36 protein-coding genes are annotated in these 25825 nt (G+C 58.3%); 2 read left to right on the top strand and 34 right to left on the bottom strand.

Features of this window, described 5'->3' with window-relative positions; all coding sequences use genetic code 11:
* The first annotated feature begins 62 nt into the window (after positions 1-62).
* Positions 63-962 (top strand): LysR substrate-binding domain-containing protein, encoded by a 900-nt coding sequence (locus PH586_RS17515; RefSeq protein ID WP_271349051.1) that lies wholly within the window; start codon positions 63-65, stop codon positions 960-962.
* A 139-nt stretch (positions 963-1101) separates the two neighbouring features.
* On the opposite strand, the gene PH586_RS17520 is transcribed toward PH586_RS17515, so the two are convergent.
* Both PH586_RS17520 and PH586_RS17525 read right to left on the bottom strand, forming a co-directional pair.
* Entirely contained in the window at positions 1102-1605 is a 504-nt protein-coding gene (locus PH586_RS17520; protein WP_238042662.1) for a single-stranded DNA-binding protein, read from the bottom strand.
* Between the two features lie 18 nt (positions 1606-1623).
* The gene (locus tag PH586_RS17525; RefSeq protein WP_271349052.1) at positions 1624-3012 is read right to left on the bottom strand and encodes an MFS transporter; all 1389 of its coding nucleotides are present in this window, start codon (positions 3010-3012) and stop codon (positions 1624-1626) included.
* 363 nt (positions 3013-3375) lie between these two features.
* Between PH586_RS17525 and uvrA the strand changes: the two genes are divergently transcribed.
* Positions 3376-6240, top strand: a complete 2865-nt coding sequence (uvrA, locus tag PH586_RS17530) for an excinuclease ABC subunit UvrA (RefSeq protein WP_271349053.1) — start codon at positions 3376-3378, stop codon at positions 6238-6240.
* 53 nt (positions 6241-6293) lie between these two features.
* Here uvrA and bfr read toward each other — a convergent pair whose 3' ends face one another.
* From bfr to tuf, 32 genes are all read right to left on the bottom strand, one after another.
* Positions 6294-6758, bottom strand: a complete 465-nt coding sequence (gene bfr / locus PH586_RS17535) for a bacterioferritin (RefSeq protein ID WP_271349054.1) — start codon at positions 6756-6758, stop codon at positions 6294-6296.
* Positions 6759-6912: 154 nt separating this feature from the next.
* Entirely contained in the window at positions 6913-9063 is a 2151-nt protein-coding gene (katG, locus tag PH586_RS17540; protein WP_271349055.1) for a catalase/peroxidase HPI, read from the bottom strand.
* 175 nt (positions 9064-9238) lie between these two features.
* Positions 9239-10618 (bottom strand): Na+/H+ antiporter NhaC family protein, encoded by a 1380-nt coding sequence (locus PH586_RS17545; protein WP_271349056.1) that lies wholly within the window; start codon positions 10616-10618, stop codon positions 9239-9241.
* A 167-nt stretch (positions 10619-10785) separates the two neighbouring features.
* The gene (gene rplQ, locus PH586_RS17550) at positions 10786-11172 is read right to left on the bottom strand and encodes a 50S ribosomal protein L17 (protein WP_025167705.1); all 387 of its coding nucleotides are present in this window, start codon (positions 11170-11172) and stop codon (positions 10786-10788) included.
* A 42-nt stretch (positions 11173-11214) separates the two neighbouring features.
* Positions 11215-12216: a DNA-directed RNA polymerase subunit alpha gene (locus PH586_RS17555; RefSeq protein ID WP_079204540.1), complete on the bottom strand. Its 1002-nt coding sequence runs from the start codon at positions 12214-12216 to the stop codon at positions 11215-11217.
* A gap of 22 nt (positions 12217-12238) precedes the next feature.
* Positions 12239-12859, bottom strand: coding sequence for a 30S ribosomal protein S4 (rpsD, locus tag PH586_RS17560; RefSeq protein ID WP_090505816.1), 621 nt, complete (start codon positions 12857-12859; stop codon positions 12239-12241).
* A gap of 17 nt (positions 12860-12876) precedes the next feature.
* Entirely contained in the window at positions 12877-13266 is a 390-nt protein-coding gene (gene rpsK / locus PH586_RS17565) for a 30S ribosomal protein S11 (protein WP_079204538.1), read from the bottom strand.
* Positions 13267-13296: 30 nt separating this feature from the next.
* A complete protein-coding gene (gene rpsM, locus PH586_RS17570) occupies positions 13297-13653 on the bottom strand; it encodes a 30S ribosomal protein S13 (RefSeq protein WP_213641487.1) in 357 nt (118 codons plus the stop codon).
* A 131-nt stretch (positions 13654-13784) separates the two neighbouring features.
* On the bottom strand, positions 13785-13901 hold the full coding sequence (gene rpmJ, locus PH586_RS17575; RefSeq protein ID WP_002555468.1) for a 50S ribosomal protein L36: 117 nt from the start codon (positions 13899-13901) through the stop codon (positions 13785-13787).
* 28 nt (positions 13902-13929) lie between these two features.
* Complete coding sequence (gene secY / locus PH586_RS17580; protein WP_271349060.1) at positions 13930-15258, bottom strand: preprotein translocase subunit SecY; 1329 nt, start codon at positions 15256-15258, stop codon at positions 13930-13932.
* Positions 15259-15693 carry a 50S ribosomal protein L15 gene (gene rplO / locus PH586_RS17585; RefSeq protein WP_172149943.1) on the bottom strand — a complete coding sequence of 145 codons (435 nt, stop codon included), beginning with the start codon at positions 15691-15693 and terminating at the stop codon, positions 15259-15261.
* A gap of 3 nt (positions 15694-15696) precedes the next feature.
* Entirely contained in the window at positions 15697-15876 is a 180-nt protein-coding gene (gene rpmD, locus PH586_RS17590; protein ID WP_079204534.1) for a 50S ribosomal protein L30, read from the bottom strand.
* 2 nt (positions 15877-15878) lie between these two features.
* A complete protein-coding gene (gene rpsE / locus PH586_RS17595) occupies positions 15879-16379 on the bottom strand; it encodes a 30S ribosomal protein S5 (protein WP_238042669.1) in 501 nt (166 codons plus the stop codon).
* 3 nt (positions 16380-16382) lie between these two features.
* Positions 16383-16733, bottom strand: a complete 351-nt coding sequence (gene rplR / locus PH586_RS17600; RefSeq protein ID WP_271349061.1) for a 50S ribosomal protein L18 — start codon at positions 16731-16733, stop codon at positions 16383-16385.
* A 10-nt stretch (positions 16734-16743) separates the two neighbouring features.
* Entirely contained in the window at positions 16744-17277 is a 534-nt protein-coding gene (gene rplF, locus PH586_RS17605; protein ID WP_271349062.1) for a 50S ribosomal protein L6, read from the bottom strand.
* Between the two features lie 12 nt (positions 17278-17289).
* On the bottom strand, positions 17290-17682 hold the full coding sequence (rpsH, locus tag PH586_RS17610; RefSeq protein ID WP_069519903.1) for a 30S ribosomal protein S8: 393 nt from the start codon (positions 17680-17682) through the stop codon (positions 17290-17292).
* A 203-nt stretch (positions 17683-17885) separates the two neighbouring features.
* On the bottom strand, positions 17886-18191 hold the full coding sequence (gene rpsN, locus PH586_RS17615; RefSeq protein WP_079204529.1) for a 30S ribosomal protein S14: 306 nt from the start codon (positions 18189-18191) through the stop codon (positions 17886-17888).
* A gap of 13 nt (positions 18192-18204) precedes the next feature.
* Positions 18205-18744 (bottom strand): 50S ribosomal protein L5, encoded by a 540-nt coding sequence (gene rplE / locus PH586_RS17620; protein WP_172149925.1) that lies wholly within the window; start codon positions 18742-18744, stop codon positions 18205-18207.
* A gap of 20 nt (positions 18745-18764) precedes the next feature.
* Positions 18765-19079: a 50S ribosomal protein L24 gene (gene rplX / locus PH586_RS17625; RefSeq protein WP_079204527.1), complete on the bottom strand. Its 315-nt coding sequence runs from the start codon at positions 19077-19079 to the stop codon at positions 18765-18767.
* Between the two features lie 11 nt (positions 19080-19090).
* Positions 19091-19459: a 50S ribosomal protein L14 gene (gene rplN, locus PH586_RS17630; RefSeq protein WP_014854220.1), complete on the bottom strand. Its 369-nt coding sequence runs from the start codon at positions 19457-19459 to the stop codon at positions 19091-19093.
* A gap of 22 nt (positions 19460-19481) precedes the next feature.
* Entirely contained in the window at positions 19482-19748 is a 267-nt protein-coding gene (gene rpsQ / locus PH586_RS17635) for a 30S ribosomal protein S17 (RefSeq protein WP_238042672.1), read from the bottom strand.
* Positions 19749-19750: 2 nt separating this feature from the next.
* A complete protein-coding gene (gene rpmC / locus PH586_RS17640; RefSeq protein ID WP_002555481.1) occupies positions 19751-19942 on the bottom strand; it encodes a 50S ribosomal protein L29 in 192 nt (63 codons plus the stop codon).
* Positions 19942-20355 carry a 50S ribosomal protein L16 gene (rplP, locus tag PH586_RS17645; protein WP_042552939.1) on the bottom strand — a complete coding sequence of 138 codons (414 nt, stop codon included), beginning with the start codon at positions 20353-20355 and terminating at the stop codon, positions 19942-19944. The genes rpmC and rplP overlap by 1 nt, the downstream gene beginning before the upstream one ends.
* Positions 20356-20367: 12 nt before the next feature.
* Positions 20368-21054 (bottom strand): 30S ribosomal protein S3, encoded by a 687-nt coding sequence (rpsC, locus tag PH586_RS17650; protein ID WP_238042673.1) that lies wholly within the window; start codon positions 21052-21054, stop codon positions 20368-20370.
* Between the two features lie 13 nt (positions 21055-21067).
* Entirely contained in the window at positions 21068-21400 is a 333-nt protein-coding gene (gene rplV, locus PH586_RS17655) for a 50S ribosomal protein L22 (protein WP_079204524.1), read from the bottom strand.
* Positions 21401-21411: 11 nt separating this feature from the next.
* Positions 21412-21687 (bottom strand): 30S ribosomal protein S19, encoded by a 276-nt coding sequence (gene rpsS / locus PH586_RS17660; protein WP_234229346.1) that lies wholly within the window; start codon positions 21685-21687, stop codon positions 21412-21414.
* 16 nt (positions 21688-21703) lie between these two features.
* A complete protein-coding gene (gene rplB, locus PH586_RS17665; RefSeq protein WP_271349067.1) occupies positions 21704-22528 on the bottom strand; it encodes a 50S ribosomal protein L2 in 825 nt (274 codons plus the stop codon).
* A gap of 14 nt (positions 22529-22542) precedes the next feature.
* Positions 22543-22842 carry a 50S ribosomal protein L23 gene (rplW, locus tag PH586_RS17670; RefSeq protein WP_271349068.1) on the bottom strand — a complete coding sequence of 100 codons (300 nt, stop codon included), beginning with the start codon at positions 22840-22842 and terminating at the stop codon, positions 22543-22545.
* Entirely contained in the window at positions 22839-23441 is a 603-nt protein-coding gene (gene rplD, locus PH586_RS17675) for a 50S ribosomal protein L4 (protein ID WP_172149917.1), read from the bottom strand. Before rplD ends, rplW begins: the two co-directional genes overlap by 4 nt.
* A 12-nt stretch (positions 23442-23453) precedes the next feature.
* The gene (gene rplC / locus PH586_RS17680) at positions 23454-24089 is read right to left on the bottom strand and encodes a 50S ribosomal protein L3 (protein ID WP_079204520.1); all 636 of its coding nucleotides are present in this window, start codon (positions 24087-24089) and stop codon (positions 23454-23456) included.
* 82 nt (positions 24090-24171) lie between these two features.
* Positions 24172-24483, bottom strand: coding sequence for a 30S ribosomal protein S10 (gene rpsJ / locus PH586_RS17685; protein ID WP_010486970.1), 312 nt, complete (start codon positions 24481-24483; stop codon positions 24172-24174).
* A gap of 141 nt (positions 24484-24624) precedes the next feature.
* Complete coding sequence (gene tuf, locus PH586_RS17690) at positions 24625-25818, bottom strand: elongation factor Tu (RefSeq protein ID WP_271349069.1); 1194 nt, start codon at positions 25816-25818, stop codon at positions 24625-24627.
* Positions 25819-25825: the final 7 nt, after the last annotated feature.

Genomic DNA, 25825 nt, shown 5'->3' on the forward strand with positions numbered 1-25825 from the left:
AACCACCGGACAATGCAAAAATAGTCATACTAGGCATGTCCTCACTGCATAGCTGAGTCTCCATGAAACGGCTTCCACCTCTGCCTGCGCTGCATACCTTCGTGGTCACCGCCCAGTGCTGCAACTTCACCCGTGCAGCCGAACTGCTGCACATCACCCAGGGCGCGGTAAGCCGGCAGATCGCCGGTCTGGAGAGTCACCTGGGCTACCCGTTGTTCCAGCGCCAGGCGCGCGGCCTCAGCCTGACCGCCCAGGGTCGTGAGCTGTTTCCGCAGATCCAGCAGGCATTCGGCCTGATCGGCGAGGCGGTCGAACGAGTGGGCGCGCGGCGCGAGGCGCTACGGTTGAAGGCGCCGACCTGCGTAATGCGCTGGTTGCTGCCGCGCCTGATGCACTGGCAGGCCGAACGCCCGGACGTGCCCGTCGAGCTGACGACCACCGTGCAGCACTCGGTGGACTTTCGCAGCGAGGAGTTCGATGCCGCCGTGGTGTTCGGCAATCAACCCGACCCCGGCCTGGTGGCGCACCACCTGTTCGACGAGCTGCTGACCCCGGTCTGCGCGCAGCAACTGCTCAGCGGCCCGCAACCGCTCAGCCAGCCGGCCGATCTGGAGCGCTACACCCTGCTGCACCCCACGCGCGACCAGCGCGACTGGGAAGCCTGGCTGAAAGCCGCCGGCAGCACGGTCAAAAGCATCGGCAAGGGTCAGCATTTCGACACCCTGGATCTGGCCATGACGGTGGCCTCGCAGGGCCTGGGCGTGGCCATCGGCGACTGGTCGCTGATCGGCGAAGACCTGGAAGCCGGGCGCCTGGCCACCCCCTTCGAGCTGAAGGTGCGCACCGGCGACGCCTACTTCCTGGTCTACCCCGAGCGCCCGCAACCCTCTACCCAGCTAGCCGAACTGGTCGACTGGCTGCTGCTACAGGCCGCGGCGCGCAACGCTCGGGCATCGACCTGAACCTCGAACAGAGGGGCGAACCCAGACGCAGCATGGCCAGGAGGAGCCGTTATTCGCGCGCATAGAAAAACCCCTGTAACCGAGTGAGAGCTACAGGGGTTTTCAGTTGATGCTTTACAGAACCACTCTCAGGTATTGCCTAGAACGGGATGTCGTCGTCAAAACTGTCGAAATCCTGCGCCGGCTTGGCCTGCTGCTGCGGGGCCGGACGCGGCGCCTGCTGCTGTTCACGCTGCGGCTCACGTTGCGGCGCCTGCTGGCGCTGCTGACGTGGCGCCGAATCGCCACCGGCGTTATCCGGACGGCCACCGAGCAGCTGCATGGTGCCCTGCATGTCGACGACGATCTCGGTGGTATAACGCTTGATGCCGTCTTTTTCCCACTCGCGAGTCTGCAGCTTGCCTTCGATATACACCTGCGAACCCTTGCGCAGGTATTCGCCGGCGATTTCAGCAACCTTGCCGAACAGCGAGACACGGTGCCACTCGGTTTTCTCGACCTTCTGGCCGGTCTGCTTGTCGGTCCACTGCTCGCTGGTAGCGAGGCTCAGGTTGGTCACGGCGTTGCCGCTGGGCAGATAACGCGTTTCCGGATCCTGTCCGCAGGTACCGACCAGAATGACTTTGTTAACCCCACGGGCCATAACGTTCTCCTATAGCTGTCAGCATGTCGCCGGCGCCGCTTCGATCAGGCGCTCGAGGGACATGCGATCCAATTGTTGGGTATCCACTTTGATATAGATGGCCGCTTCATCACGCACCACCACAGCATCCGCCACTCCGGGCAGTGCCTGTAAACGCTCGGCCAACCCCACTTCGTGCAATGCCGCGGCTGAAAGCGGCAAGCGCAGACTGGTGACATAAGGCGGTTCGCGCATAGTAACAGCAAAGACTAGCCAGAGCAGAGCCATGGCGGCGCAACCGAGGAACACCCCCGACAGGCTGTAATGCTGGAACAGCCAACCGCCGAGAATACCGCCCAGCGCCGCGCCGAGAAACTGACTGGTCGAGTACACCCCCATCGCCGTGCCTTTGCCGCCGGCAGGCGCAACCTTGCTGATCAGTGACGGCAGCGAAGCCTCGAGCAGATTGAACGCGGTGAAAAACACCACGGTGCCGAGTACCAGGGCACGCAGGCTGTTGCCGAACAGCCAGAAGTACAGTTCACAGGCCAGCAGCACGGCCACCGCGCCGAGCAGCACGCGCTTCATGTGGCGCTTTTTCTCGGCATAGATGATGAACGGCAGCATGCCGAAAAATCCGACCAGCAGCGCGGTCAGGTAGACCCACCAGTGCTCTTCCTTGGGCAGCCCGCCCTGCTCCACCAGCGCCAGTGGCAGGGCGATGAAACTGGCCATCAGAATCGCGTGCAGGGCCAGGATGCCGAAGTCCAGACGCAACAGGTCGACATGCTTCAGGGTCGGCAACAACGCCTGGCGGGCGACGCCGGACTCGCGGTGCTGCAGCGGTCCGGCAGCACGCGGCACCACCCCGGCGACGATGACGATGCCGAGCAGAGCCATGGCTGCCGTTGCCAGGAACAAGCCGGACAAGCCAAAGGCACGGGTCAGCAGCGGGCCGACCACCATGGCCACGGCGAAGGACAGACCGATGCTCATGCCGATCATGGCCATGGCCTTGGTGCGGTGCTGTTCGCGGGTCAGATCGGAGAGCAGCGCCATCACCGCAGCGGATATCGCCCCGCCGCCCTGCAGCACTCTGCCGGCGATCACGCCCCAGATCGAGTCGGCATTGGCTGCCAGCAGACTGCCGGCGGCGAAAATCAGCAACCCGGCATAGATCACCGGACGCCGGCCAATCCGGTCGGAGAGCATGCCCAAGGGTATCTGCAGGAATGCCTGGGTCAGGCCATAGGCGCCAATGGCCAGGCCAATCAATGCCGGCGTACTGCCACGCAACTCCATGCCGTAGGTCGCCAATACCGGCAGAACCATGAACATGCCAAGCATGCGGAAGGCAAATACCAGGGCCAGCCCAGCGGCAGCACGGGTTTCACCGCCACTCATGCGCTCGCTGTAGGGATCGTGCATGGAAAACGCCTTGATGAAATAGGCGGCGATTATAAGGGCTGTTGACGCTTCGCGGCGAGCCGCGTTGCTGTGGCAAATGGCACCAGGCAAGGCCACGCCCGGCGGACGTGTGGCATTCACCCCAGCCATGACGATCACGCAGGACGCCGGGCATGCTGCTCCTTTGCCAAGTGCGGCAACCCCTATGCTGCCATTTGCCGCGCAACCTGGCGGCCCCAGCCGAATGGACCTGCGTCGCGGCCGCCCCAAAGCGTCAACAGCCCTCGGCATTGCGCGACGCGGCGCAGCCGTCACGCTTTGCCGCACTGCGTCACAGGGCCGTATACTCACTGGTTTTCCGCCCGCCATGCGAGGCCGCTGTTTGTGGACAAGATTGTGATCCGGGGTGCCCGCACCCATAACCTGAAAAACATCGACCTGACCCTACCGCGCGACAAGCTGATCGTGATTACCGGCCTGTCCGGTTCCGGCAAGTCCTCGCTGGCCTTCGACACCCTCTACGCCGAGGGCCAGCGCCGCTACGTCGAGTCGCTGTCGGCCTATGCCCGGCAGTTCCTGTCGATGATGGAAAAACCCGATGTCGACACCATCGAAGGTTTGTCGCCGGCGATCTCCATCGAGCAGAAATCCACCTCGCACAACCCGCGTTCCACCGTCGGCACCATCACCGAGATCTATGACTACCTGCGCCTGCTCTACGCCCGCGCCGGTATTCCGCGCTGCCCGGACCACGACCTGCCACTGGAAGCGCAGACCGTCAGCCAGATGGTCGACCAGGTGCTGGCCCTGCCCGAAGGCAGCAAGCTGATGTTGCTGGCGCCGGTGATCCGCGAACGCAAGGGTGAACACCTGGCGGTATTCGACGAACTGCGCGCCCAGGGCTTCGTGCGGGTGCGGGTCAACGGCAAGATCTACGAACTGGACGAACTGCCCAAGCTAGACAAGCAGAAGAAGCACAGCATCGATGCCGTGGTCGACCGCTTCAAGGCCCGTGGCGACCTGCAACAGCGCCTGGCCGAGTCGTTCGAGACCGCGCTCAAGCTGGCCGACGGCCTGGCCCTGGTGGCGCCCATGGAAGGCGAAGACGGCGAGGAAATCATCTTCTCCGCGCGTTTCGCCTGCCCGGTGTGCGGCCATTCGATCAGCGAACTGGAACCCAAGCTGTTCTCCTTCAACAACCCGGCCGGCGCCTGCCCGACCTGCGACGGCCTGGGCGTTAAGCAGTTCTTCGACATCAAGCGCCTGGTCAACGGCGAGATGACCCTGGCCGAGGGCGCCATCCGTGGCTGGGACAGGCGCAACGTCTATTACTTCCAGATGCTCGGCTCATTGGCCGGGCATTACGGTTTCAGCCTGGAGATCCCCTTCGACGACTTGGCCGCCGAGCATCAGAAATGCATCCTGTTCGGCAGCGGCACGCAGAACGTCGACTTCCGCTACCTGAACGACCGCGGCGACATCGTCAAGCGCTCCCACCCGTTCGAAGGCATAGTGCCGAACCTGGACCGCCGCTACCGCGAGACCGAGTCGGCCAGCGTGCGCGAAGAACTGGCCAAGTTCCTCAGCACCCAAGCCTGTCAGGACTGCCGCGGCACCCGCCTGCGCCGTGAGGCGCGGCATGTCTGGGTCGGTGAGCGGACCCTACCCGCCGTCAGCGGCATGCCGATTGGCGATGCCACCGAGTATTTTGGCAGCCTTGCGTTGCCCGGACGACGCGGCGAGATCGCCGAAAAGATCCTCAAGGAAATCCGCGAACGCCTGCAGTTCCTGGTCAACGTCGGCCTCGATTACCTGACCCTGGACCGCAGCGCCGACACCCTGTCCGGCGGCGAAGCCCAGCGCATCCGCCTGGCCAGCCAGATCGGCGCCGGCCTGGTCGGGGTGATGTACATCCTCGACGAGCCCTCGATCGGCCTGCACCAGCGCGACAACGAACGCCTGCTCGGCACCCTGCGTCACCTGCGCGATATCGGCAACACGGTGATCGTGGTCGAGCACGACGAAGACGCCATTCGCATGGCCGACTATGTGGTGGATATCGGCCCCGGTGCCGGGGTGCATGGTGGCCAGATCGTCGCCCAGGGCACCGCCGCCGAGGTCATGGCCCACCCGGATTCGCTAACCGGCAAGTACCTCTCGGGGCGGGTAAAGATTCCCGTGCCGGACAAGCGCACGCCGCGGGACACGAAGCTCTCGCTGAAAATCAAAGGGGCACGCGGCAACAACCTGCGCAATGTCGACCTGGATATTCCCATCGGCCTGCTGACCTGCGTCACCGGCGTGTCCGGCTCGGGCAAGTCGACCCTGATCAACAACACCCTCTACCCCCTTAGCGCCACGGCGCTGAACGGCGCCACCACCTTGGAAGCCGCCGCTCACGACAGCGTTGATGGCCTGCAGCACCTCGACAAGGTGGTGGATATCGACCAGAGCCCGATCGGCCGCACGCCGCGCTCCAATCCGGCCACCTACACCGGCCTGTTCACCCCGATCCGCGAGCTGTTCGCCGGCGTGCCCGAGTCGCGCTCGCGCGGCTACGGCCCGGGACGCTTCTCCTTCAACGTCAAGGGCGGCCGCTGTGAAGCCTGCCAGGGTGACGGCCTGATCAAGGTGGAGATGCACTTTCTGCCGGACATCTACGTGCCCTGCGACGTGTGCAAGAGCAAGCGCTACAACCGCGAAACCCTGGAAGTGAAGTACAAGGGCAAGAGCATCCATGAGGTGCTGGAAATGACCATCGAGGAAGCCCGACTGTTCTTCGATGCCGTGCCGGCCCTGGCGCGCAAACTACAGACCCTGATGGATGTCGGCCTGTCCTACATCAAGCTGGGCCAGAGCGCGACCACCCTGTCCGGCGGCGAGGCGCAGCGAGTCAAGCTGTCGCGCGAACTGTCCAAGCGCGACACCGGCAAGACCCTGTATATCCTCGACGAGCCAACCACCGGCCTGCACTTCGCCGATATCCAGCAACTGCTCGACGTGCTCCATCGCCTGCGCGATCACGGCAATACCGTGGTGGTGATCGAACACAACCTGGATGTGATCAAGACCGCCGATTGGCTGGTCGACCTCGGCCCGGAAGGCGGCTCCAAGGGTGGCCAGATCATCGCCTGCGGCACCCCGGAAGACGTCGCCGAGATGCCGCAGTCGCACACTGGCTATTTCCTCAAACCACTGCTGGAAAGGGATCGCGTCGCCCCTGCACAGGCCAGCCTGAGCCCGGCGTAAGCCGGGACGTAACCATAGAGGAACAGTGCTGCCGTAGCGCTGGTAACTAACGCCTACATCTGCGCCTGCAGGTAATTCTGCAGGCCCAGCTTGTCGATCAAGCCCAACTGAATTTCCAGCCAGTAGGCATGATCCTCCTCGGTGTCCTTGAGCTGGGCCAGGAGGATGTCGCGGGTCTGATAATCCTGGTGCCGCTCACACAGCTCGATGCCTTTGCTCAAGGCCGCGCGCACCTGGTATTCCAGAGCCAGGTCGAGCTTGAGCATCTCCGGCACCGCCTGGCCAAACATGAAGGGATCCGGGGTCATATCCGGCGTGCCTTCGAGAAACAAAATCCGCTTCAACAACGCATCGGCGTGCTGAGTCTCTTCTTCCATTTCATGGTTGATGCGCTCGTAGAGCTTGCTGAAGCCCCAATCGTCGTACAGGCGTGAGTGCACGAAATACTGATCGCGCGCCGCCAGCTCGCCTTTGAGCAGCATTTTCAAATAATCGATGACTTCGATGTGGCCCTGCATGTCTGGGATCCTTGCTGCAACCGTGGAATGGCCGAATGCTCCGCTGGCCGCCCACCACGGTCAAGCGAAAAGCACGACGCCTCCACGAGGGAGGCGCCGCAGGGTTGGTGAACGCAGCCGGTGGAGCGCCCTACGGCGCCCCACCGACAACAGCTCAAGCGAGGTCGAAGCGGTCCAGATTCATCACCTTGGTCCAGGCAGCGACGAAGTCCTTGACCAGCTTTTCCTTGCCGTCGGTGCTGGCGTAGACCTCGGCGTATGCACGCAGCACCGAGTTGGAACCGAAGACCAGGTCGTTGCGGGTGCCGGTGTATTTCACCTTGCCGCTCTCCTGATCCTTGCCCTCGAAGGTTTCCGCCTCACCATCCACCGCCTTCCACTCGATACCCATGTCCAGCAGGTTGACGAAGAAGTCGTTGCTCAGCACGCCGACCTGGTCGGTGAACACACCCTGCTGACTGCCGTCATGGTTGGCCCCCAGCACGCGCAGGCCACCGACCAGCGCGGTGAGTTCCGGTGCGCTCAGCGTCAGCAACTGAGCCTTGTCGACCAACATGGCCTCGGTCGGCACGCCGAGCTTGCCCATGCGGTAGTTGCGGAAGCCGTCGGCGAACGGCTCGAGCGGCTCGAAGGTCTCCACATCGGTCTGATCCTGGCGGGCGTCGACACGACCCGGCGCGAAGGGTACATCCACACTTACTCCGGCGGCCTTGGCGGCCTGCTCCACGCCGACATTGCCGGCCAGCACTATGACGTCGGCCAGCGAGGCCTTGGCGGACGCTTTCTGGATCTCGACCAGCTTGGGCAGGGCCTGGATGGCGCGCCGATTGACCTCCCAGTCCTTCTGCGGAGCCAGGGCCAGACGTGCACCGTTGGCACCACCGCGCTTGTCGCTACCGCGGAAGGTCGAGGCCGAGGCCCAGGCTACCGAGACCAACTCACCCACCGACAGTCCGCAGGCGGCGATCTTGGCCTTGAGCTCGGCGATATCGGCGGCGCTCGGGTTATGGACCGGCGCCGGCAGCGGGTCCTGCCAAAGCAGATCCTCTTGCGGCACTTCCGGGCCGAGATAACGGGCCTTTGGCCCCATATCGCGGTGGATCAGCTTGAACCAGGCGCGGGCGAAGGCATCGGCGAAGGCTTGGTGATCGTTCAGGAAGCGCTGGGAGATCTTGCCGAACTCGGGATCGAAGCGCAGGGTCAGGTCGGTGGTGAGCATGGTCGGCTTGTGGAACTTGCCCGGGATATGCGCATCCGGAATGATCTCCGGTGCATCCTTGGCCACCCACTGCTTGGCGCCGGCCGGCGACTGGGTCAGCTCCCACTCGAAATTGAACAGGTTCTCGAAGAAGTTGTTGCTCCACTGCGTCGGGGTCTTGCTCCAGGTGACTTCGATGCCGCTGGAGATGGTGTCCTTGCCGTGACCACTACCGAAGTCGCTGATCCAGCCCAGGCCCTGCGCTTCGATCGGCGCCGCCTCGGGCTCCGGCCCCTTGTGCGACTCCGGCGCCGCGCCATGGCATTTGCCGAAGGTATGACCGCCGGCAATCAGGGCCACGGTCTCCTCGTCATCCATGGCCATGCGCTGGAAGGTAGAGCGGATGTCCTTGGCCGCTTGCATGTAGTCACCGCTGGCGTTCGGGCCCTCCGGGTTCACATAGATCAGGCCCATGTGGGTGGCGCCGAACGGCGCGCTCAGTTCCCGGTCGCCGACGACGCGCTGCGGATCCACACCCAGCCACGCGGTCTCGGCCCCCCAGTTCACATCCAGATCAGGTTCCCACACGTCCTCACGACCGGCACCAAAGCCGAAGGTACGAAAGCCCATGGATTCGAGGGCCACGTTGCCGGCGAGGATAATCAGATCGGCCCAGGAAAGCTTCTGCCCGTACTTCTGCTTGATCGGCCAGAGCAGGCGACGTGACTTATCGATATTGACGTTGTCCGGCCAGGAGTTCAGCGGAGCGAAACGCTGCTGCCCGCGACCGCCGCCACCGCGACCGTCGGTGGTGCGGTAGGTGCCAGCGGCGTGCCAGGCCATACGGATCATCTGCGGGCCGTAGTGCCCGAAGTCGGCCGGCCACCAGTCCTGGCTGTCGGTCATCAGCTTGACCAGGTCCGCCTTGAGCGCCTGGTAGTCGAGCTTCTTGAACTCTTCGGCGTAGTTGAACTTCTCGCCCAGCGGGTTGGACTTTTCAGAGTGCTGATTGAGCAGATCCACACGCAACTGGTTCGGCCACCAATCCTTGCTGGTCGTGCCACCGCCAGCGACGTGATTGAACGGACATTTACCTTGGTTCGACATTGTTCTCTCCTTTCTCCTGAGCGGGTCGGACCCATCGACTGCGGCCGACAATGGAACAAGCCTAGACCCGCTTGAGCAAGGGAACCAATTTATGAAGCGTAACAACTCGATAGTTATATTCTTTCATCTCATCCGCACAAAAACGGGCCAACAGGCCCGTTTTACCTAGGCCCCTTCAGGCAATCAGGATAAACCCGACAAAGGCCAAGCCTGCTGCGATCAGGGTATAGGGCAACTGGGTGATGGCATGACTGATCAGGTTACAACCCGAGCCTTGGGCGGCCAGCACGGTTGAATCGCTATAGAAGCAAGCCTGACTACCGAAAGCCGAAGCAGACAGCAGCGCGCCGATGGTCAGCGGGATATCTGCCTGCAGCGCATAGGCCAGGGGCATGACAATGGGAATGGTCACGGCAAAGATGCCCCAGGACGATCCCGTGGCGAAGGCCAACACGGCCATGGCCAGAAACACCATGGCCGGCAGCATCTGCGGGCTCATATAGGGTTTAAGCGACTCCACCACATATTGCGGCAGCATCAACTGATCGCACACCTCCTTGAAGATAAAGGCGGCGATCACGATACCGATGGCCGGCAGCATGGTCTTGAATCCATCGATCATCTGATCGAGCATTTCGGACAAAGACATCAAGCGCTGCAGCAGGTAGAACGGCACGGTAATGGCCAGGGTAGCCAGCATGCCCATCCATACATCGATATCGAAATAGACGGTAAAGCCAATCAGCATGAACAGCGGCACCAGGAAGTTGTAAAGCCTGCCGCCGTCCTTGTCCGCCCCTTCGAATTCCTCCTCCAGCGACTTCATCGAGTAGTTGTGTTCGGGGCTCAGTTCGCCCACGTGCATGGCACCGGCCGAACCGTGACGTGCGGCCATCTCGGCTTTGCGCATGGGACCAAAGGCCGGTACCACCCCGGCAGCTACCAGCAGCACCAGAATCACCGCGAACCAGGCATAGAGCATGTAGGGGATGGCCTGGATATACACGCTGATGCCCTGGCCGGTGGCGGCAATATCGTTGCTCTCCAGCAGGCCGCCGAAGAACACCGCCCAGGTCGACAACGGTACCAGCACGCAGATCGGAGCCGCAGTGGAGTCCACCACATAGGCGAGCATCTCGCGGGAGATCCGGAAGCGGTCGGTGACCCGCTTCATGGTTTCGCCCACAGTCAGGGCATTGAGGTAGTCATCGACGAAGATCACCACGCCCAGAGCAAAGGTCATCAGCAGCGAGGAGCGTCGCCCCTTGGCCAGCTTCAACGCCGCACAACCGAAAGCCAGGGCCCCACCGGTACGCACCAGCAAGGCGATCAGCGCGCCGAAGCTGCCACAGACCAAGATCAGCCAGCCAATGGTTTCGTCCTGCATCACCTTGAGGGAAATTTCGGAGAAGTTGTTCAACGTCTCGGCCGGCGACAGCAGCATCAAACCGGAGATGGCACCCAGAACCAGGGCCAGGATGGGCCGTCGCAACATGACCGCCAGGATCAACACGACAGCAGGGGGAATCAGACTCAGCGCAGTAGGTTCAGACATGATGTGCAATTGTTCTTATTGGGGCCGCAAGACGGCGGGATCGGAAGACCCACGAACCTTACCCGAGCCGGCATGCGCACACAATATCAAACACGACGTGCGGAATATTATTCATCGCAAAAACAAAAAAACCGGGCCAAGGCCCGGTTTTTTCTACAACCTACAACTTACTCGGCAGCTTCTACTGCGCCGCCGACCGGACGGTCAACCAGCTCAACATAAGCCATCGGAGCGTTGTCGCCAGTGCGGAAACCGCACTTGAGGATACGCAGATAACCGCCCTGACGGGTGGCATAACGCTTGCCCAGGTCGTTGAACAACTTACCGACAATGGCTTTCGAACGGGTACGATCGAAGGCCAGACGACGGTTGGCAACGCTGTCTTCTTTAGCCAGAGTAATCAGCGGCTCGGCAACGCGACGCAGCTCTTTGGCTTTCGGCAGAGTAGTTTTGATCAGCTCGTGCTCGAACAGCGACACCGCCATGTTCTGGAACATAGCCTTACGGTGTGCGCTTGTGCGGCTAAGGTGACGGCCACTTTTACGATGACGCATGGTTCAATTCCTTACCAAACTGACGTTCGGTGATGATGACGATCAGGCAGTCGCCTTATCGTCTTTCTTCAGACTTGCCGGCGGCCAGTTGTCGAGGCGCATACCGAGGGAAAGACCGCGTGAAGCCAGAACGTCCTTGATTTCAGTCAGGGATTTCTTGCCCAAGTTCGGCGTTTTCAACAATTCTACTTCGGTGCGCTGAATCAGGTCGCCGATGTAGTAAATGTTCTCTGCCTTGAGGCAGTTTGCCGAACGTACAGTCAGTTCCAGGTCATCAACCGGACGCAACAGGATCGGATCGATCTCGTCTTCCTGCTCGATAACCACAGGCTCACTGTCACCCTTGAGGTCGACGAACGCAGCCAACTGCTGTTGCAGGATGGTTGCGGCACGGCGGATAGCCTCTTCAGGATCCAGAGTACCGTTGGTCTCCAGGTCAATAACCAACTTGTCCAGGTTAGTACGCTGCTCAACACGAGCGTTCTCTACCACGTACGACACACGGCGTACCGGGCTGAATGAAGCATCCAGCTGCAAGCGACCAATGCTGCGGCTTTCATCTTCATCGCTCTGACGAGCATCAGCCGGCTCATAGCCGCGACCACGAGCTACGGTGAGCCTCATGTTCAGCGCGCCAGTGGAAGCCATGTTGGCGATCACGTGGTCGCCATTGACGATTTCGACATCATGATCCAGCTGAATATCGGCAGCGGTGACTACACCCGAGCCCTTCTTCGCCAGAGTCAGCGTCACTTCGTCGCGACCGTGCAACTTGATAGCCAAGCCTTTCAGGTTAAGCAGGATTTCAATGACATCTTCCTGAATACCTTCGATGGCGCTGTACTCATGGAGTACACCGTCAATCTCGGCCTCGACTACTGCACAGCCAGGCATGGAGGACAACAGGATGCGACGCAGCGCGTTGCCCAAGGTGTGTCCAAAGCCACGCTCGAGAGGCTCGAGTGTGATCTTGGCGCGGGTCGGACTGACCACCTGCACATCGATATGGCGGGGGGTCAGGAACTCATTTACCGAAATCTGCATGGATGCACCTATTTTCTAGCCCTTACTTGGAGTAGAGCTCGACAATCAGGCTTTCGTTGATGTCAGCGGACAGATCACTGCGAACCGGTACGGCTTTGAATACGCCGGACTTCTTCTCAATGTCTACTTCTACCCATTCAACGCGGCCACGCTGGGCACACAGCTCAAGAGCCTGAACAATGCGCAGCTGATTCTTCGACTTCTCGCGAACTGCAACGACGTCGCCAGCTTTAACCTGGTAGGACGGCACGTTTACAGTCTTACCGTTTACGCTGATCGCCTTGTGCGAAACCAGCTGACGGGATTCGGCGCGGGTAGCACCATAGCCCATACGATAAACCACGTTATCCAGACGGCACTCGAGCAGTTGCAGCAGGTTCTCACCAGTAGCGCCTTTCTTGCCGGCTGCTTCTTTGTAATAACCGCTGAATTGACGCTCAAGCACACCGTAGATACGACGAACTTTTTGCTTCTCACGCAGCTGGGTGCCGTAGTCGGACTGACGGCCACGGCGCTGACCGTGAATACCTGGGGCTGCTTCGATGTTGCACTTCGATTCCAGGGCGCGGACGCCACTTTTCAGGAAAAGATCAGTGCCTTCACGACGAGACAGTTTGCATTTGGGACCAATGTAACGAGCCATTTCTCACTGTCTCCTGATTACACGCGACGCTTCTTCGAAGGACGGCATCCGTTGTGCGGGATGGGTGTCACATCGGTGATGCTGGCGATCTTGTAACCGCAGCCGTTCAATGCACGGACAGCGGACTCACGACCCGGACCGGGACCCTTGACGTTGACGTCGAGGTTCTTCAGGCCGAATTCCAGCGCAGCTTGACCAGCACGTTCAGCAGCCACCTGGGCAGCGAACGGGGTGCTTTTACGCGAGCCGCGGAAGCCTGAACCACCAGAGGTAGCCCAGGACAGGGCGTTGCCCTGACGGTCAGTAATGGTCACGATTGTGTTGTTGAATGAAGCGTGGATGTGGGCGATGCCATCAACCACTGTCTTTTTGACTTTCTTACGAGTACGAGCAGCAGGTTTTGCCATGACTAGATTCCTGTCGATGCGCGAATGCGATTACTTGCGGATCGGCTTACGCGGGCCCTTACGGGTACGCGCGTTGGTCTTGGTACGCTGACCGCGAACCGGCAGACCACGACGATGACGCAGGCCGCGGTAGCAACCCAGGTCCATCAAGCGCTTGATTTTCATGTTCACTTCACGACGCAGGTCGCCTTCGGTATTAACCTTGGCTACTTCGCCACGCAGCTGCTCGATCTGCTCGTCAGAGAGATCCTTGATCTTTACTGCCGGATTGACACCGGCAGCCGCACAGATTTTCTGCGCGGTAGTGCGACCGACACCAAAGATGTAGGTCAGCGAGATAACAGTGTGCTTGTTATCCGGAATGTTTACGCCTGCAATACGGGCCATTCAGTGGAACTCCAATTGACAGCTACCTACGCCCCGGAAGCCAAGAAATGAGGCGCGAGATATTAGCGCTGTAGAAACAAATAATCAACCCGGCAGCGCACTAGCTGCCGGGCTTGTAACTTAAATCACACTCAGCCTTGGCGCTGCTTGTGACGCGGTTCCGCGCTGCAAATAACTCGAACGACACCTTCACGACGAATAATCTTGCAGTTGCGGCACAGCTTTTTCACTGACGCACGAACTTTCATCACCAACTCCTCGAACCTTGTGGACACTTCAGCGCATCATGCCGCTGCCGTAGCCCTTCAGGTTGGCTTTCTTCATCAGGGATTCGTACTGGTTCGAAACGAGGTGCGATTGTACTTGCGACATAAAGTCCATCACAACCACTACCACGATCAGCAACGAGGTCCCGCCGAGATAGAACGGTACGTTGGCCGCCACCACCAGGAACTGGGGAAGCAGGCACACGGCCGTCATGTACAGAGCACCGAACATGGTCAAACGAGTCAATACGCCATCGATATAGCGCGCCGACTGCTCGCCTGGACGGATGCCCGGAATAAAGGCACCGGACTTCTTCAGGTTTTCCGCTACGTCTTTCGGATTGAACATCAGTGCCGTGTAGAAGAAGCAGAAGAAAACGATCCCCGCACTAAACAGCAAAATGTTCAACGGCTGACCAGGAGCGATAGCCTGTGAAATATCCTGCAGCCAGCCCATACCTTCGGACTGACCAAACCAGGCACCCAGCGAGGCCGGGAACAACAGCAGGCTGCTGGCAAAAATAGCCGGGATAACCCCCGCCATATTCACCTTCAAAGGCAAGTGGCTGGTCTGCGCGGCAAAGACCTTGCGGCCCTGCTGACGCTTGGCGTAGTGCACCGCAATGCGGCGCTGCCCACGCTCAATGAACACCACGAAACCGATGATCGCTACTGCCAGCAAACCGATGGCCATCAGGGCAAAGATATTGATATCGCCCTGCCGAGCAGACTCGAAAGACTGCCCGATCGCCGACGGCAGACCGGCTACGATGCCTGCAAAAATCAGCATCGAAATACCGTTACCAACACCACGCTCGGTGATTTGCTCGCCCAACCACATCATGAACATCGCACCCGCCACGAAGGTGGTGACTGCAACGAAGTGGAAGCCGAAATCGGCCGAAAACGCGACGCCCTGGCTCGCCAAACCAACGGACATGCCGATTGCTTGAACGAATGCCAGGACGAGTGTGCCGTAGCGGGTGTATTGGCTGATCTTGCGACGACCAGCCTCACCTTCCTTCTTCAACTGCTCCAGCTGCGGACTGACAGCGGTCATGAGCTGCATGATGATCGACGCCGAAATGTACGGCATGATCCCCAATGCAAAAATGCTCATGCGCTCCAGTGCGCCACCGGAAAACATGTTGAACAAGCTAAGAATGGTCCCCTCATTCTGTCGAAACAGGTCTGCCAACCGGTCCGGATTGATGCCAGGAACTGGAATGTGTGCGCCAATCCGATAGACGATAATCGCCATGAACAGAAAGCGCAGACGAGCCCAGAGCTCGGATAACCCGCCATTGCTGAGCGCTGAGAGAGCACCTTGCTTAGCCATTTATTCCTCGAACTTACCGCCAGCTGCTTCGATAGCCGCACGCGCACCTTTGGTGGCAGCGATACCTTTAAGGGTGACAGCGCGAGTAACCTCACCGGACAGCATGACTTTCACACGCCGTACATGTTGGTTAATCAGGTTGGCATCCTTCAGCGCTTGCAGAGTAATAACGCCGCCTTCGACCTTGTTCAGCTCGGAGGTACGCACTTCTGCGCGATCCATAGCCTTCAGGGACACGAAACCGAACTTGGGCAAACGACGGTGCAGAGGCTGCTGGCCGCCTTCGAAACCCGGAGCAATGGTGCCACCGGAGCGGGAGGATTGACCCTTGTGGCCACGGCCACCAGTCTTACCCAACCCACTACCGATACCACGGCCCGGACGGTGCTTCTCGCGACGGGAACCCGGCGCAGGACTCAGATCGTTCAGGTACATGTGTTAACCCTCGACTCGCAGCATGTAGTAGGCCTTGTTGATCATCCCGCGATTCTCGGGAGTATCCAGGACTTCTACGGTGTGACCGATGCGACGCAGACCCAACCCCTTCACACAGAGTTTGTGGTTGGGGATACGGCCGGTCATGCTTTTGATCAGCGTGACTTTTACGGTATTAGCCATGATTAGAGAATCTCCTCGACGCTCTTGCCACGCTTGGCCGCAACAGAGTCAGGCGACTGCATAGCTTTCAAACCTTTGAAAGTGGCATGCACCACGTTCACCGGGTTAGTCGAGCCATAGCACTTGGCCAGAACGTTCTGCACACCAGCCACTTCCAGCACAGCACGCATGGCGCCGCCGGCGATGATACCGGTACCCTCGGAAGCCGGCTGCATGTACACCTTGGAGGCGCCATGACCGGACTTCATTGCGTATTGCAGAGTGGTGCCGTTCAGGTCCACCTGGATCATGTTGCGACGAGCAGCTTCCATAGCTTTCTGGATAGCGGCTGGCACTTCACGGGACTTGCCACGGCCGAAACCGACGCGACCCTTACCATCACCCACCACGGACAACGCGGTGAAAGTGAAGATACGGCCACCCTTTACGGTTTTGGCTACGCGGTTAACCTGCACCAGCTTCTCGATATAGCCTTCATCGCGCTTTTGGTCGTTATTTGACATAACTTAGAACTCCAGCCCGCCTTCACGAGCAGCATCAGCCAGCGCCTGAACGCGGCCGTGGTACTTGAAGCCAGAACGGTCGAATGCAACCTGAGTCACACCAGCGGCTTTCGCACGCTCGGCAACCAGCTCGCCAACTTTCTTGGCCGCGTCGATATTGCCAGTGGCGCCATCACGCAGTGCTTTGTCCAAGGTCGAGGCGCTGGCCAAAACCTTGCTGCCGTCGGCCGAAATGACCTGGGCATAGATGTGCTGCGAAGAGCGATACACGCAGAGACGCACGGCTTCGAGCTCGTGCATTTTCAGACGTGCTTTGCGAGCGCGACGCAGTCGAGTAACTTTTTTGTCGGTCATTTGCTAGGCCCTACTTCTTCTTGGCTTCTTTACGACGGACGACTTCGTCAGCGTAACGAACACCTTTGCCCTTATAAGGTTCAGGACGACGGAAATCACGGATTTCCGCAGCAACCTGACCAACCAGTTGTTTATCGACACCCTTGATCAGGATTTCGGTCTGGCTAGGGGTTTCAGCAACAACGCCTTCCGGCAGCTCGTAATCGATCGGGTGGGAGAAGCCTAGAGCCAGGGACAAGACCTGACCTTTGGCTTGCGCCTTGTAACCAACGCCTACCAGCTGAAGCTTGCGCTCGAAGCCAGTGCTGACGCCGATCACCATGTTGTTGACCAATGCGCGAGTGGTACCGGCCATTGCGCGAGTCTGCTGGTCTCCGTTGCGAGCAGCAAAACGCAGCTCACCGGATTCCTGGACCACTTCAACGGACGAATGAATGTTCAGCTCTAGAGCACCCTTGGCACCCTTAACCGAAAGCTGCTGACCGGCGAGACTAATCTCTACACCAGCGGGCAACGTGACGGGGTTCTTAGCGACGCGTGACATGCTTATCCCCCCTTAGAACACTGTACAGAGCACTTCGCCGCCGACACCGGCAGCGCGCGCCGCGCGGTCCGTCATCACACCTTTGTTGGTGGAGACGATAGAAACGCCGAGACCGCCACGAACTTTTGGCAAATCATCAACGGACTTGTACTGGCGAAGGCCTGGACGGCTAACGCGCTTGACTTCTTCGATAACCGGACGGCCTTCGAAATATTTCAGCTCGATGGACAGCTGCGGCTTAACTTCACCGCTGATCTGATAACCCGCAATATAACCTTCGTCTTTCAAGACTTTGGCTACAGCCACCTTCAACGTGGAAGACGGCATGCTTACGACGGACTTTTCAGCCATCTGGGCATTACGGATACGAGTTAGCATGTCCGCTAACGGGTCCTGCATACTCATGGGCTAGACGCTCCTGATACAAAAAGAATTAGCCTTACGGCTAGAGTCACCAAAACGCCGGGCAAATCAAAAACCCTGGCTCAGGCGAGCCGAGCATTCTAGAGACTGATCAAAAATGAATCAAGCCCCAAAAGGGGCTTGTTTCATTTTGCCTGCCTGAATCTGCCAAGTATCTCAACCGGACAGACCCAGGATGCAACGACTTACCAGCTGGCCTTGACCAGACCTGGCACGTCACCACGCATTGCAGCTTCACGAAGCTTGATACGCGACAGACCGAACTTGCGATACACGCCGTGCGGACGACCGGTAATGCGGCAGCGATTGCGCAGGCGCGAGGCACTGGCATCACGCGGTTGCTTCTGCAGAGCCACCTGAGCTTCCCAGCGCGCTTCTGGACTGGCGTTCAGATCGGCGATGGTAGCTTTCAGCGCAGCACGCTTCTTCGCGTACTTGGCTACCGTCTGCTGACGCTTCAGCTCGCGGTTTTTCATGCTCATTTTAGCCATGGTCCAACTCCAATCAGTTGCGGAACGGGAATTTGAAGGCGCGCAGCAAAGCACGACCCTCATCATCCGTACGCGCAGTGGTAGTCAGGGTAATGTCCAGACCACGCAGGGCATCGATCTTGTCGTAATCGATTTCCGGGAAGATGATCTGCTCTTTAACGCCCATGCTGTAATTGCCACGACCATCGAAGGACTTGGCATTCAGGCCGCGGAAGTCACGCACGCGCGGCAGGGAGATAGACAGCAGACGATCCAGGAACTCGTACATGCGATCGCGGCGCAGGGTTACCTTGACGCCAATCGGCCAACCTTCACGCAGCTTGAAACCTGCAATCGATTTACGGGCATGAGTCACTACGACTTTCTGACCGGTGATCTTTTCCAGATCGGCTACAGCGTTCTCGATGATTTTCTTGTCACCGATCGCTTCGCCCAAGCCCATGTTCAGGGTGATCTTGGTGATGCGCGGAACTTCCATCACGTTCGCAAGCTTAAGTTCTTCCTTAAGCTTCGGCGCGATTTCTTTCCGATAAATCTCTTTTAGTCGTGCCATGGTCTTCTACCTAGCAGTGTTCAAGCATCAACCGCTTTTTGGGTCGACTTGAAGACACGAATTTTTTTACCTTCTTCAACTTTGAAACCAACACGGTCAGCCTTGTTGGTTTCGCTGTTGAAAATGGCCACGTTGGAAGCGTGCAGAGGCGCTTCTTTCTCGATGATACCGCCCTGAACGCCCGACATCGGGTTCGGCTTGGTATGGCGCTTCACCAGGTTCAAACCACCAACGACCAGACGGTCATCAGCGAGAACCTTGAGCACCTTGCCACGCTTACCTTTGTCTTTACCGGCGATCACGATGATCTCGTCGTCACGACGAATCTTTTGCATGTCGGATCTCCTTAGAGCACTTCAGGGGCGAGCGAGACGATCTTCATGAACTTCTCGTTGCGAAGTTCACGCGTCACCGGCCCAAAAATACGGGTGCCGATCGGCTCTTGCTTGTTGTTCAACAGAACAGCAGCGTTGCCATCGAAGCGAATGATCGAGCCATCAGGGCGACGAACGCCATGACGAGTGCGGACTACAACAGCAGTCATCACCTGGCCTTTCTTCACTTTACCGCGCGGAATTGCTTCCTTGACGGTCACCTTGATGATGTCGCCGATGCCAGCATAACGGCGGTGCGAACCGCCCAGCACCTTGATGCACATAACGCGACGAGCACCGCTGTTGTCAGCGACGTCGAGCATGGATTGAGTCTGAATCATATATTTCTCCGACCCCTAGTCCTTAGACTTCCACTGCGCGTTCGAGAACTTCAACCAGCGCCCAAGATTTAGTCTTGGCTACGGGACGGGTTTCACGAATGGAAACCTTGTCACCGATATGGCACTGATTGCTTTCGTCGTGCGCGTGCAGCTTGGTCGAACGCTTGACATATTTACCGTAGATCGGGTGCTTAACGCGACGCTCGATCAATACGGTGATGGTCTTGTCCATCTTGTCGCTGACGACACGGCCGGTCAGCGTACGGACTGTTATTTCGGCTTCAGCCATGATCACTTACCTGCCTGCTGATTGAGCACAGTCTTCACACGAGCAATATCGCGCTTAACTTGCGAGAGCAGGTGAGACTGCCCCAACTGGCCAGTTGCTTTCTGCATACGCAGATTGAACTGGTCGCGCAGCAGGCCGAGCAGTTGCTCGTTCAGCTGCTGTGCTGATTTTTCACGAAGTTCATTCGCCTTCATCACATCACCGTCCGCTTAACAAAAGTGGTGGCGAGTGGCAGCTTTGCAGCCGCCAGGGCGAAAGCCTCACGCGCCAACTCTTCGGAAACGCCTTCGATTTCATACAGGACTTTGCCTGGCTGAATCTGGGCTACCCAATACTCAACGCTACCCTTCCCTTTACCCATCCGCACTTCGAGAGGCTTCTTGGTAACTGGCTTATCCGGGAACACGCGAATCCAGATTTTCCCGCCACGCTTAACGTGACGAGTCAGAGCACGACGAGCGGACTCGATCTGACGGGCGGTGAGACGACCGCGGGCAACAGACTTCAGGGCGAATTCGCCGAAGCTGACTTTGCTACCGCGTTGAGCCAGGCCACGGTTGTGGCCGGTCATCTGCTTACGGAACTTCGTACGCTTTGGTTGCAACATTTGGCGTACCCCTTACTTGGCAGCTTTTTTACGAGGCGCAGGTGCCTGCGGTTTCAGTTCTTCTTTAAGGCCACCAATTACTTCGCCTTTGAAGATCCAAACCTTGACACCGATCACACCATAAGTGGTGTGTGCTTCGTAGATGGCATAGTCGACGTCGGCACGCAGGGTGTGCAACGGCACACGACCTTCGCGATACCATTCGGTACGGGCAATTTCAGCACCGCCGAGACGACCGCTCACTTGGATTTTGATGCCCTTGGCACCAATGCGCATGGCGTTCTGTACAGCGCGTTTCATAGCGCGACGGAACATCACACGACGCTCCAGCTGCTGAGCTACGCTCTGCGCAACCAGCATACCGTCGAGCTCCGGCTTGCGGATTTCTTCGATATTGATGTGCACGGGCACACCCATTTGCTTGGTCAGGTCCTGACGCAGCTTCTCAACATCCTCACCCTTCTTCCCAATAACGATACCGGGACGGGCAGTGTGGATGGTGATGCGTGCAGTCTGAGCCGGACGATGGATATCGATACGGCTAACGGACGCGCTTTTTAGTTTGTCTTGGAGATATTCGCGCACCTTCAGATCAGCGAACAAATAGTCCGCATAAGTCCGACCGTCTGCGTACCAGACGGAGGTGTGCTCCTTGACGATTCCCAGGCGAATGCCAATGGGATGTACTTTCTGACCCATCTGTTCGACTCCGTTACTTGTCCGCAACCTTGACAGTGATATGGCAAGACCGCTTGACGATGCGATCAGCGCGGCCTTTGGCACGCGGCATGATTCGCTTCAGCGAACGCCCTTCGTTGACGAAAACGGTGCTGACCTTAAGGTCATCAACATCTGCGCCTTCGTTATGCTCGGCGTTGGCTACAGCCGACTCCAGCACTTTCTTGATGATATCGGCGGCTTTCTTACTGCTAAAAGCCAACAGATTGAGCGCTTCGCCCACCTTCTTCCCGCGAATCTGGTCGGCGACCAAGCGGGCTTTCTGGGCGGAGATTCGAGCGCCCGACAACTTAGCGGCTACTTCCATTTCCTAACCCCTTAACGCTTGGCTTTCTTGTCTGCTACGTGCCCACGATAAGTGCGGGTACCAGCAAACTCGCCGAGTTTGTGGCCGACCATGTCTTCGTTCACGAGAACGGGAACATGTAGACGACCGTTATGCACAGCAATGGTCAGACCGACCATTTGCGGCAGGATCATGGAACGGCGCGACCAGGTTTTCACCGGCTTGCGATCGTTCTTTTCCACCGCCACTTCGATCTTCTTCAGTAGGTGAAGATCGATAAAAGGACCTTTTTTCAGAGAACGTGGCACTGTCGTATCCCTCTATTTACTTGCGACGACGGACGATCATTTTATCGGTGCGTTTGTTACCACGAGTCTTCGCGCCCTTAGTCGGGAAGCCCCATGGAGACACCGGATGACGACCACCAGAGGTACGACCTTCACCACCACCGTGTGGGTGGTCAACCGGGTTCATGGCAACACCACGAACGGTTGGGCGAACGCCACGCCAGCGCTTGGCACCAGCTTTACCCAGCGAACGCAGGCTGTGCTCGGAGTTCGAGACTTCGCCCAGGGTCGCACGGCACTCAGCCAGCACTTTACGCATTTCACCGGAACGCAGACGCAATGTCACGTAGACACCGTCACGCGCAATCAGCTGAGCCGAAGCACCAGCGGAACGAGCGATCTGAGCACCTTTGCCCGGCTTCAATTCGATACCGTGAATAGTGCTACCAACTGGGATGTTGCGCAGTTGCAGACTATTGCCCGGTTTGATCGGAGCCATGATACCAGCCACCAGCTGATCGCCAGCACTCACACCCTTAGGGGCGATGATGTAGCGACGCTCGCCGTCTGCATACATCAGCAAAGCGATGTGTGCGGTACGGTTCGGATCGTATTCAATACGCTCGACAGTGGCTGGAATGCCATCTTTGTCGTTGCGACGGAAATCGACCAGACGGTAATGCTGCTTGTGGCCACCACCGATATGACGGGTGGTGATACGACCATTGTTGTTACGACCGCCAGTCTTCGACTTCTTCTCGAGCAGCGGAGCGTAAGGAGCGCCTTTATGCAGCTCCTGATTGACCACCTTGACCACAAAACGGCGGCCAGGGGAAGTCGGTTTGCATTTAACGATTGCCATGATGCACCCCTCCCTTACTCAGCACTGCTGGCGAAATCGAGATCTTGGCCTGGCTCAAGCGAAATGATCGCTTTCTTCCAGTCGTTACGCTTGCCCAGACCACGAGCGGTGCGCTTGCTCTTACCGAGAACATTCACGGTATTAACAGCAGCAACGTTCACGCTGAACAGGCTTTCGACGGCCTTCTTGATTTCCAGCTTGGTTGCATCGGTTGCAACCTTGAAAACGAACTGGCTTTTCTTGTCAGCCAGAACCGTGGCCTTCTCGGAGACGTGCGGGCCAAGCAGCACTTTAAATACGCGTTCCTGGTTCATCCCAGCAGCTCCTCGAATTTCTTCACGGCAGAAACGGTGACCAGCACCTTTTCGTACGCGATCAGACTGACCGGATCGGAACCCTGCACGTCACGAACATCGACATGAGGCAGGTTGCGAGCAGCCAGGTACAGATTTTCGTCAATAGCATCGGACACGATCAGAACATCGGTCAGACCCATGCCATTCAGTTTGTTCAGCAGGTCTTTGGTTTTCGGCGCTTCAACACTGAAGTCCTCAACCACCACCAGACGATCGGTGCGAACCAGCTCAGCAAGAATCGAACGCAATGCAGCGCGATACATTTTCTTGTTCAGCTTCTGATCGTGATTCTGCGGACGGGCCGCAAAAGTAACACCACCGCCACGCCAGATCGGACCACGAGTGGTACCGGCACGAGCACGACCAGTGCCCTTCTGACGCCATGGGCGCTTACCGCCACCGGAAACGTCGGAACGGGTCTTCTGCTGCTTGCTGCCCTGACGGCCGCCAGCCATGTAGGCCACGACTGCTTGGTGAACCAGGGTCTCGTTGTAATCGCCACCGAATGTCGCTTCGGACACTTCGATCGCTTGAGCGCCATTTACATTTAATTGCATGTCAGCTTCCCCTTAACCGCGAGCCTTGGCTGCCGGACGAACAACCAAGTTGCCGCCAGTTGCGCCAGGAACGGCACCCTTGACCAACAGCAGGTTGCGTTCAGCATCGACGCGCACTACTTCCAGGGACTGCACAGTCACGCGCTCAGCACCCATGTGACCGGACATTTTTTTGCCCTTGAAAACGCGACCCGGAGTCTGGCACTGGCCAATGGAACCCGGAACACGGTGGGACACGGAGTTACCGTGAGTGTTGTCTTGGCCGCGGAAGTTCCAACGCTTGATGGTACCGGCAAAGCCTTTACCCTTGGACTGACCAGTGACATCCACCAGTTGACCAGCTTGGAAAATTTCAGCGTTGATCAGATCGCCAGCCTGGTAGTCGCCTTCTTCAAGACGGAACTCCCAAACACCACGACCTGCCGCAACATTCGCCTTGGCGAAATGACCGGCTTGCGCCTTGCTGACACGGGAAGCACGACGCTCGCCGACAGTGACTTGCACTGCACGATAGCCATCGGACTCTTCAGTTTTGAACTGAGTGACGCGATTCGGCTCGATCTCAATGACCGTAACCGGAATGGAGACACCTTCTTCGGTGAAAATACGGGTCATACCGCATTTACGACCGACTACACCAATAGTCATGTTGTAACCTCATGAGTGTACGGGGCTTTCACCCGCTATGGCCGCCCATTTCAGAGCGTTACACGACTAAAACCCCAAGGTTTTAGCCGAGGCTGATCTGCACTTCCACGCCAGCCGCAAGATCAAGCTTCATCAACGCATCAACGGTTTTATCCGTCGGCTGGACAATGTCCAGAACGCGCTTATGAGTACGGATTTCGAACTGATCACGCGCGTCTTTGTTGACGTGCGGTGAAGTCAGAACGGTAAACCGCTCTTTGCGGGTAGGCAGAGGAATCGGACCACGCACCTGAGCACCAGTACGTTTCGCGGTTTCCACGATTTCCTGGGTTGATTGATCGATCAGGCGATGGTCAAAAGCCTTCAACCGAATACGGATTTGTTGGTTTTGCATTTTGACCTCAGATTCCAAGCTGCTATTCCCAGCGGGCGCAGTACACCCGCTAAAAGGAGGCGCAATTCTATAGACGGCCCCAGCGAGTGTCAACCCAATAAAAAAGCCCCCGCAAGCGAGGGCTTTTTTCAGATCAATCGATTACTCGATGATCTTGGCAACCACGCCGGCACCAACGGTACGGCCGCCTTCGCGAATCGCGAAACGCAGACCATCTTCCATGGCGATCGACTTGATCAGGGTAACAACCATTTTCACGTTGTCGCCCGGCATTACCATCTCAACGCCTTCCGGCAGCTCGCAGTTACCGGTTACGTCGGTAGTGCGGAAGTAGAACTGCGGACGGTAGCCCTTGAAGAACGGAGTATGACGACCACCTTCGTCCTTGCTCAGTACATACACTTCTGCTTCAAACTTGGTGTGCGGCTTAACGCTACCCGGCTTGGCCAGAATCTGACCACGCTCAACGTCATCACGCTTGGTGCCACGCAGCAAGATACCGCAGTTCTCGCCAGCACGACCTTCGTCGAGCAGCTTGCGGAACATCTCAACACCAGTACAGATGGTCTTGACGGTAGGACGCAGGCCTACAATCTCAACTTCTTCCTGGATCTTGATGATGCCGCGCTCGATACGACCAGTCACAACAGTACCGCGACCGGAGATCGAGAACACATCCTCAACAGGCATCAGGAACGGCTTGTCGATAACGCGCACCGGATCCGGGATATAGGTATCCAGGGTCTCAACCAGCTTACGCACGGCCGAGGTGCCCATCTCGTTGTCGTCCTGGCCATTCAGGGCCATCAACGCCGAGCCGATCACGATCGGAGTGTCGTCGCCTGGGAAGTCATACATCGACAGCAGGTCACGCACTTCCATCTCAACCAGTTCCAGCAGCTCAGCGTCATCCACCATGTCAGCCTTGTTCAGGAAGACCACGATGTAAGGAACGCCTACCTGACGGGACAGCAGGATGTGCTCGCGAGTCTGCGGCATCGGGCCGTCAGCAGCGGAGCAAACCAGGATAGCGCCATCCATCTGCGCAGCACCAGTGATCATGTTTTTCACATAATCGGCGTGGCCCGGGCAATCTACGTGAGCGTAGTGACGGATGGTGGAATCGTACTCAACGTGGGAAGTGTTGATCGTGATACCACGAGCTTTTTCTTCCGGTGCGCTGTCGATCTGCGCGAAATCGCGAATGGCGCCACCGAAAGCTTCGGCACACACCTTGGTCAACGCAGCAGTCAGGGTGGTTTTACCATGGTCGACGTGACCGATAGTGCCAACGTTGACGTGCGGTTTGTTACGTTCGAATTTTTCTTTAGCCACGACAATT

It is taken from the genome of Pseudomonas aestuarii (assembly GCF_027988105.1).
GTDB classification, from domain to species: domain Bacteria; phylum Pseudomonadota; class Gammaproteobacteria; order Pseudomonadales; family Pseudomonadaceae; genus Aquipseudomonas; species Aquipseudomonas aestuarii.